5 protein-coding genes and 2 pseudogenes are annotated in these 7,528 nt (G+C 45.5%); 5 read left to right on the top strand and 2 right to left on the bottom strand.

Annotated features, from left to right (window positions below):
• Window positions 1–244: 244 nt before the first annotated feature.
• The 3 genes and pseudogenes from BpJC4_RS15265 to tatC form a co-directional block, all read left to right on the top strand.
• Window positions 245–703 (top strand): annotated as a pseudogene (locus BpJC4_RS15265) (alkaline phosphatase D family protein); the annotation flags it as partial.
• 18 nt (window positions 704–721) lie between these two features.
• The gene (gene tatA, locus BpJC4_RS15260) at window positions 722–907 is read left to right on the top strand and encodes a twin-arginine translocase TatA/TatE family subunit (RefSeq protein ID WP_151698160.1); all 186 of its coding nucleotides are present in this window, start codon (window positions 722–724) and stop codon (window positions 905–907) included.
• A 29-nt stretch (window positions 908–936) separates the two neighbouring features.
• A pseudogene (tatC, locus tag BpJC4_RS15255) lies at window positions 937–1,626 on the top strand (twin-arginine translocase subunit TatC).
• 47 nt (window positions 1,627–1,673) lie between these two features.
• Here the strand turns inward: tatC and BpJC4_RS15250 are convergent.
• Window positions 1,674–4,916, bottom strand: a complete 3,243-nt coding sequence (locus BpJC4_RS15250; protein WP_371862313.1) for a DEAD/DEAH box helicase — start codon at window positions 4,914–4,916, stop codon at window positions 1,674–1,676.
• Window positions 4,917–5,064: 148 nt separating this feature from the next.
• Here BpJC4_RS15250 and BpJC4_RS15245 point away from each other — a divergent pair, with 148 nt between their 5' ends.
• Entirely contained in the window at window positions 5,065–5,652 is a 588-nt protein-coding gene (locus BpJC4_RS15245) for a nitroreductase family protein (protein WP_151680846.1), read from the top strand.
• 29 nt (window positions 5,653–5,681) lie between these two features.
• On the opposite strand, the gene BpJC4_RS15240 is transcribed toward BpJC4_RS15245, so the two are convergent.
• On the bottom strand, window positions 5,682–6,266 hold the full coding sequence (locus BpJC4_RS15240) for a Uma2 family endonuclease (protein WP_151680845.1): 585 nt from the start codon (window positions 6,264–6,266) through the stop codon (window positions 5,682–5,684).
• A gap of 510 nt (window positions 6,267–6,776) precedes the next feature.
• Between BpJC4_RS15240 and BpJC4_RS15235 the strand changes: the two genes are divergently transcribed.
• The gene (locus BpJC4_RS15235) at window positions 6,777–7,280 is read left to right on the top strand and encodes a DoxX family membrane protein (protein WP_151698159.1); all 504 of its coding nucleotides are present in this window, start codon (window positions 6,777–6,779) and stop codon (window positions 7,278–7,280) included.
• Window positions 7,281–7,528 lie beyond the last annotated feature (248 nt).

Below are 7,528 nucleotides of genomic sequence, written 5' to 3'. Positions count from 1 at the left end.
TTTATAAGCTCATTATAACAACCAAGGTAGTCACAATATGGGCACCTAAAAAATTTTTCACTTATCTCCATTTAATGCATTGAAATAAACAACAATTTTTTGTGGAAAAATATTGTATTTCACACTAAAAAGCCTTAATGCAATAAATGTAAACGCACCAAAACCAACTTCCATAACGCCTGTTCATTTGGCATTAAGAAGTGGTCTTTCTTTTTTCACCCGGATGGATCTACTGGCAAGCTTTGTGATCTCCGGAGATGTCCATGCCAATTGGGCTTCCAATATTTTAAGTGATTTTAACGATGCCCGGTCAAAACTTCTCGGAGTTGAGTTTATCGGGACGTCCATTGCATCGGGCGGCAACGGAGCGTATAAACGTGCAGATACGGATAAAATTTTAGGATTGAACCAGCATATTAAGTTTTTTAACGATTATCGCGGATATGTGAGGTGCACTGTAACGCCGGAACAGTGGCGGGCAGATTACCGAGTTGTGCCTTATGTAACCATTCCTGGTGCGGATATGACGACGAGGGCATCGTTCGTTTATAAAAAATGTGCCGACGGATTGGTAGAAGTATCCACGGCTGAAGTGGCAGGCGGCCGCAAAAGGTCTTCTGAAACGGAGGAAGACCGGATACGCGCACACGAACGGGCCCATGAAATCCAAAATGGAACGGAAAAAAGAAAAGCAGCCGATTAAATAAAAGGGGGTGTTCTTATGTTTCAAAATGTCGGCATATCGGGATTAATTATTATTTTAATTATTACACTTATCATATTCGGGCCGTCCAAGCTACCCGAAATCGGCAGGGCCGTCGGAAATACATTAAAGGAATTCAAAAATTCGACAAAAGATTTGGTGCCTTCTGCTGAACAGGAGGAAAAAAAGCCGAAGAATATGTAAGTGTGCTTTAAAATGGGGTGATTGAATTGATGCCGTTAATGGGGCATCTGGAGGAATTACGAAAAAGGATTCTTTTGGTTGCTGCAGTTTTTGCCACTTTTTTCATTCTTGCCATGTGCTTTGTCCAAACGATTTACCGCTGGCTTCTTCGCGGTTTTGACGGCCATTTAGCGGTGCTGGGTCCCGGGGATATCACTGCATGATTGCCGGGGCCACAACAATCGGCCTGACAATACCTTTTGCCGCCTTCCAGATCTGGCAGATTGTAAAATCGGCTTTAACGCCAGAAGAGCACCGCAAAGCCTATTATTTATCCCGGCGTTTTTATCTTTTTTGCGGGCGGCATTGCATTCGGCTATTTTCTCGTTTATCCCGCCATTTTTCATTTCCTGGTAAAATTATCAGGTCAACAGTTTGAACTGCTGTTTACTCCCGGGAATTATTTTAAATTTTTGCTGAAACTGACGGTTCCATTCGGGTTTTTATTTGAATTTCCGCTCATCATCATGTTTTTAACTTCCATTCATATCGTCACGGCACAGCAGTTAAGAAAAAGCAGAAAGGTATTGTACTTTATTCTCGTGACTGTTTCGGTTGTGCTGACGCCGCCAGATTTTATTTCTGATTTTCTTGTTTCGATCGTGCTGCTGGTACTTTTTGAACTGGGCGTGCTGCTATCCGCATATGCAGGCAGGAAAAAGCAGGTCGCCGCATCATAAAGAAAGCCCCGCTTGCAAATTGAAGCAGCGGGGTTTTGGGTGTTCTGTTACATACTCAACAATTCCCTGATCTCCTGCTCGCTCAGGCTATTCAGCATCGTTTCGCCCGGCTGGATGACTTTTTCGATCAATTCTTTCTTTTTCTGCTGGAGTTCGTAAATTTTTTCTTCGATCGTGCCGCGGGCCATCAGGCGGATAATCTGGACGACGTTTTTCTGGCCGATGCGGTGTGCGCGGCCGGCGGCTTGTTCTTCCACCGCCGGGTTCCACCATAAGTCATACAGTACAACGGTATCCGCGCCAGTCAGATTCAATCCGGTGCCGCCTGCCTTAAGCGAAATTAAAAATACATTTTTTTCTCCGCCGTTAAAACGGTCGGCCATTTCGACCCTGTCGCGCGACGGCGTCTGCCCGTCCAGATAGAAAGAATCAATGCCCTCTTCTTCAAGCCGCGCCCGGATCAGCTGCAGCATGCTGGAAAACTGTGAGAAAATCAGCAGACGCTTTCCGTTTTCGATCGCAGTTTGCGTCAGCTCGACCAGCTGCTCCAATTTTCCCGATTCGCCCCGATAATTTTCCACAAAAAGGGACGGGTGGCAGCACAATTGCCGCAGCCGGGTAAGCCCGGCCAAAATTTTGATCCGGTTCCGGTTAAAATCGCCTTCCGCAAGCGTTTTCTCCGTTTTCTGCCGGATCCTTTCCAAATAAGCCAAGTACAATTCTTTCTGCGGTTTTGTAAGTTCCGACAAATGGTTCGTCTCAATTTTATCCGGCAGCACTTTCAATACATCTTTTTTCACGCGGCGCAAAATGAACGGGCGCACCATGCGGGCAATCTTTTCCTGTTCCATTTTCCGGAACTCGGCCTGCGGCGGGAAAAAACCCGGCAGAACGGCCTGGAAAATGGACCACAGTTCATCTATCGAGTTTTCAATCGGTGTGCCGCTTAACGCAAACCTTTTGGCCGCCTGCACGCTCCGTACCGCCGCGGCTGTTTTCGTCGCATAGTTTTTAATCGCCTGCACCTCATCCAAAATCATCGTATCAAATTTGATTTTTTCATAGTTCTCAATATCTTGTCGAAGCGTCGGATAAGATGTAATCAGCACATCCGGCAACCCGCCATTTTCGAAAAACGCTTTACGCTCGGACGGCGTTCCGATCATAACTTCTGCTTTAAGGCCGGGCGCAAATTTTTCAATCTCACTCTTCCAGTTGTAAACGAGGGAAGCCGGCGCCACAACCAGAAACGGCGCCTCATCCGGGTTGGTCTCTTTTTCCGATAGAAGATAAGAAATGCTCTGCAACGTTTTTCCGAGCCCCATATCGTCTGCTAAAATGCCGCCGAGCCGGTAATGGGCAAGCGACTTAAACCACTGGAATCCCGTTACCTGGTAATCCCGCATTTTCGCCTTCAAGCCCTTAGGCAGTTCAAAATCCATATCTTCAGGGTTCTTCAGATGCTGTATAAGTTTCCGGAAAGCTTTCCCGAATTTCACGGCATGTTTATCCCTCGTTTTCATCAGCTCATCAACCTGCAGGCTGCGGTAGAGCGGAACTTTTAAGCTGCCATGGCGGAGCTCTCTGGACGGGATATTCAGTTCTCCGAGCAATTGCCCTATATGTTCAAATTCTTCACTTTCCAAGGAAACAAAAGCTCCGTTCGGCAGGCGGTAATACCGCTTTTTCTCCACAACGGACCGGAGCACATTCCGGATTTCCTCTTCATCAATCCCGTCCATGTCAAAATTGACTTCTAGAAAATTTCCGTCCGATTCAATATCCACCGATGTGACCGGCGTATACCGGTTCATTTGGAAATACGTTTTGATTCTGCCCGCGATATACACTTCGGCCGCTTCTTCGAGTTTCGGCAGAATATCAACAATAAATTCGTACAATGCTTCTTCATCGTCATCCAAATATAACTGTTTTCCGTTGTATTTCAGCGGAGACCGTTCAATGAGCGTCATGATTTCCTGCTCTTTTTCAAGGTCACGCAGTAAAATTACATCTTGATCCGATGCTTCTTTCCGGACAAACGGATCGATCACGCGGGTGCCGTAATGGTGTTCAATCCGCAATGTAATCCGGCCGTCTTCCTCGTCCATAAAAATTTTGGTATGGAGTTTCGGCTGCACCAACCGGCCTTGGATTGTATCTGCGATTTTCACTTTGCCGATGCGTTTCAGGCCCGGGAGAACATTAGATAGGAACGGGCTGAGCTGTTCTTTTTCAATTGCAACATCATCTCCGCCGCCAGCATTAAATTCCACCAGTTCTTTTAAAAGCCTGAGCTGCTCAGCGGCCGTTTCATAAAAGATCCCTTCATAAAACACGAGCCCGTACTCCCCAAATAAAATGATGTCTCCGAGGCTCTCAAGGTGAAGCGAAAATCCGTTTTGCCCCTCCGCCCCCTCGTCCAGCTCGAAAGAAAGCGGAAGTTCATTCGCTGGCCGGACAACAATCGGGCTGTACACATCAAGTCCGTCTTCAAACTTGCATTCCCGCCCCGAGAGCTTTTGCACCAGTTGTCTCGCCATAAACGGCGGGACGACAAGTTCCCTGTCCCGGTTCGGTGAATAGCGCCATTGATCAATGGAAGACTCATATAATTGTTGGGTGGAAAACATCTCAAGCAGCATGTCCACAATTTCTTTGTCTTCTTTGGCAAAATAATATTCTTCAGGATCGTATGTGAATTTTTTTGTAAATTCATGCGGGAGTCCGCGGCCGACTTTCCCGAGGAAATCTTTCATGCTTCGGACCACATACGTCCGTTCGGGTCCGACTTTGATTTCAATCGTTAAATAGAAACGACGGTTTAAGTAAAATATCTGCGTCGGCTTTAAAATGTATTCCACACGCAGCTGCCTTTTGGCCGTACGTTGGCTCGTCTCCACCCGGATTTGTTGGAGGCCGGAGAAAATATCCATAAATTTTTCAGCCTTCTCCCGCTTCCGCATTTCCAGGAAATCCTCTATAACGGGCCAGCTATTTTCACGCTTATCCGCGATTGCGATCATGGCTGCAACTTCATGCTTGCATTCGCCGTATTGCAAAAAAGCCGGACAGCTGCATTCGGGATAAAACATGCCATCTTCAAAAGTAATACTGACATCATATGGCTCGCTTCCGTTTACGGTTGCAGTCCATCTGTCAAAAAGATCATCAAATTCCAAATTTTTCACACGGCCCTGCTGGTAATAAGACATGCCCCGGCGGTAAACAGCACTCGAGTGCATTCCTTTTATGTCCTGCATTGAAAGCGAAAATTCGTCCAACATCATTCATCCTATTCTCCAATTAATCCATAACTTTTATTATACATGATCCGTGATGCAAATACATTTTTGGCCTCAGGTTCAATCGTTTGTATGAGAGATTAAGTTATTTTAAAATAAAAGCGGATTATGACAAAAACGAGGAGGAGTCATCATGGTAAAAACATTTTCGCCCCGGAAAGCGCAGTATGAGATTGACCCCGTTTATCTAGAAAGATGGTCGCCGCGTTCGTTTTTGGAAAAAGAAGTACCGGAAGATGTGCTGATGAGCTTGTTTGAGGCGGCTCGTTGGGCGCCGTCCGCTTTCAACCACCAGCCGTGGCGTTTTATCATTGCCCGCACGAAGGAAGACAGGGAAAAATTTATGTCCTTCATCGGTGAATTTAACAAGACTTGGTGTAAGACCGTTCCCTCTTTTGCGCTCGTTATATCGAAAACGGAAAGCGATACCGGCCCGATCCGTTCGCATGCTTTTGATGCTGGCGCCGCATGGGGCTACCTGTCGCTCGAAGCGGTGAGAAAGGGGCTCGCAACCCATCCGATGACCGGTTTTGATTTTGAAAAGGCTCGTGAAGTTCTAAACATTCCGGAAGATTATGCAATCGACGCGCTCATTGCCATCGGCTACCAGGGGGAAAAAGATGCACTGCCGGTCGCATTGCAGGAAAGGGAAACCCCGTCCGATCGCAGGCCGGTGAAAGAATCGGTATTTGAAGGAAGCTTCGGGAAGACAATTAATTGATGCGGAAAGGGCGGCCTGTGCGCCGCCCCTTATTCCAGAACAGGCACTGTAAAAATTTCTTTTCCGTTAATGGAAGCACTGTGCAAAATAGAGACCGGAATCCGGTCATCTTTAAAATAAGTGCCCCTACTTTCGTACTTGCCGTTTTTTAATATATAAACGTCAATCACTTCATTGAACGGGTCCACGAGCCAGTATTCCCACACGCCGACTCTTTGATAGCGGTAAAATTTGTCCACGCGGTCTTTCTTAACAGTTGCAGGTGAAAGCACTTCCGCGATTAAATCAGGGACGCCCACGATCCTTGTTTCGCTGATTTTATAATGGGCGCTGACAATTGCCAGATCCGGCTGCACCCATTCTTTCACCTCATCAAGAGCGATAAAGCCGCTACATAAACAGACATCGACAGAATAGGAGAAAACCCGCAATGAGGAGCCCCTAAGCCGGGCCGCAAAAGCATTTTTGAGCCTTCTGGCGACTTCCTGATGACGTGGTTCGGGGGAAGATGGCATGATAAAAACCTGCCCGTTTATCACTTCAAAATGGTTATCTTTTCCTATGGACATATAATCTGCATACGTGAAATGGTCGTTCAATGCTGCCGTTGCCATAAGCCCACCACCTATTTTAAAATCGATTGAAAACGATTACTCTCTATAGAGATTATACCATCCCTGCCAGCATCAGCTCCTTGACATATTATTGACAGTTTAGAACAAGTATTCAAATACTTGCTACCCTGATACCCGTATATTATTCAGCAAGCCATTCACTGATTTCCTGCGATTTCCCGCTGATTTTTTTATATTCCTTCGTTTCCGCCTATTTCTTTTCCAGAAGTAGTACAGAACGGTTCAGATCCCCCGGTGATTGAGATTTTTCTTAATTTGAGTATTATCTCGTATATTTAACGTTAAAAGTTGGATTTTCCCGATTTACGACACCGGGTCTGTTCACAAATGTGAAAAATATCACAAATTCTTGACAACCTTCAAAAGACTATTGTATCCCACTTGTAAATGTTGTATTCTAATAATGTGATATATGTGAAATGTTTCACAATATATTTATTAACATGATTTGGGACTTTTAAAATTCCTTATTTGAGGAGATGAGTAATCATGAAATGGTATCATGATTCTAAAATCAGTATCATTTGGGCAATTTTAAGAATTTGGCTCGGCATCCAATGGCTTGAAGCCGGCTTTCATAAACTAACAGGCGGTTTTGACGCTTCCGGATTTTTAAAAGGCGCATTGGCGAAAACCGCGGGTGAAAATCCTGCTGTTCAGGGCTGGTATGCTTCGTTCATCAGCCATTTCGCTCTCCCAAATGTTGACGTATTTAATGTGCTTGTTCCTTGGGGCGAAATGTTGGTCGGCCTTGGCCTCATCTTAGGATTGGCCACCATTCCGGCTTTACTTGCAGGTGCATTTATGAACCTGAACTTTATGCTTGCCGGCACAACGAGTACGAACCCGATCCTTTACACCGTTGCAATGATTCTGTTGTTTACAGGCAGCGCTTCTTATGTCTGGGGTCTGGATCATCTCGCTGTACCTGCAGTAAAAAAATACTTCCAAAAACAGCATAAACCGCAACCGGGAAAAGGTGCCGCCCATTAAACAACTCCATCCTTTCAAGGCAAACATGTCCATGTTTGCCTTTTTTATTTGTGAAAACCCCCGTTTAAATGCGCCTGTACAGGGAAAAGTACGAACATATGACAATGAAAGGGATGTGGTGATGATATGGATAGAAAAAAACTTGCCATGGCAACTGTCGCTTTGGGTGTCGTTTATCTGATGAGAAATAAAAGATCACGCAGTAAATTAATGGCACAGCTTACAGACTTTGTTGCACCGAAAAAATA

This window comes from Weizmannia acidilactici, assembly GCF_008974185.1.
Taxonomy (GTDB): Bacteria; Bacillota; Bacilli; order Bacillales; family Bacillaceae_C; genus Weizmannia; species Weizmannia acidilactici.
Note: the sequence above shows the minus strand (reverse complement) of the source record. Positions and strands in the feature narration are given on the sequence as shown.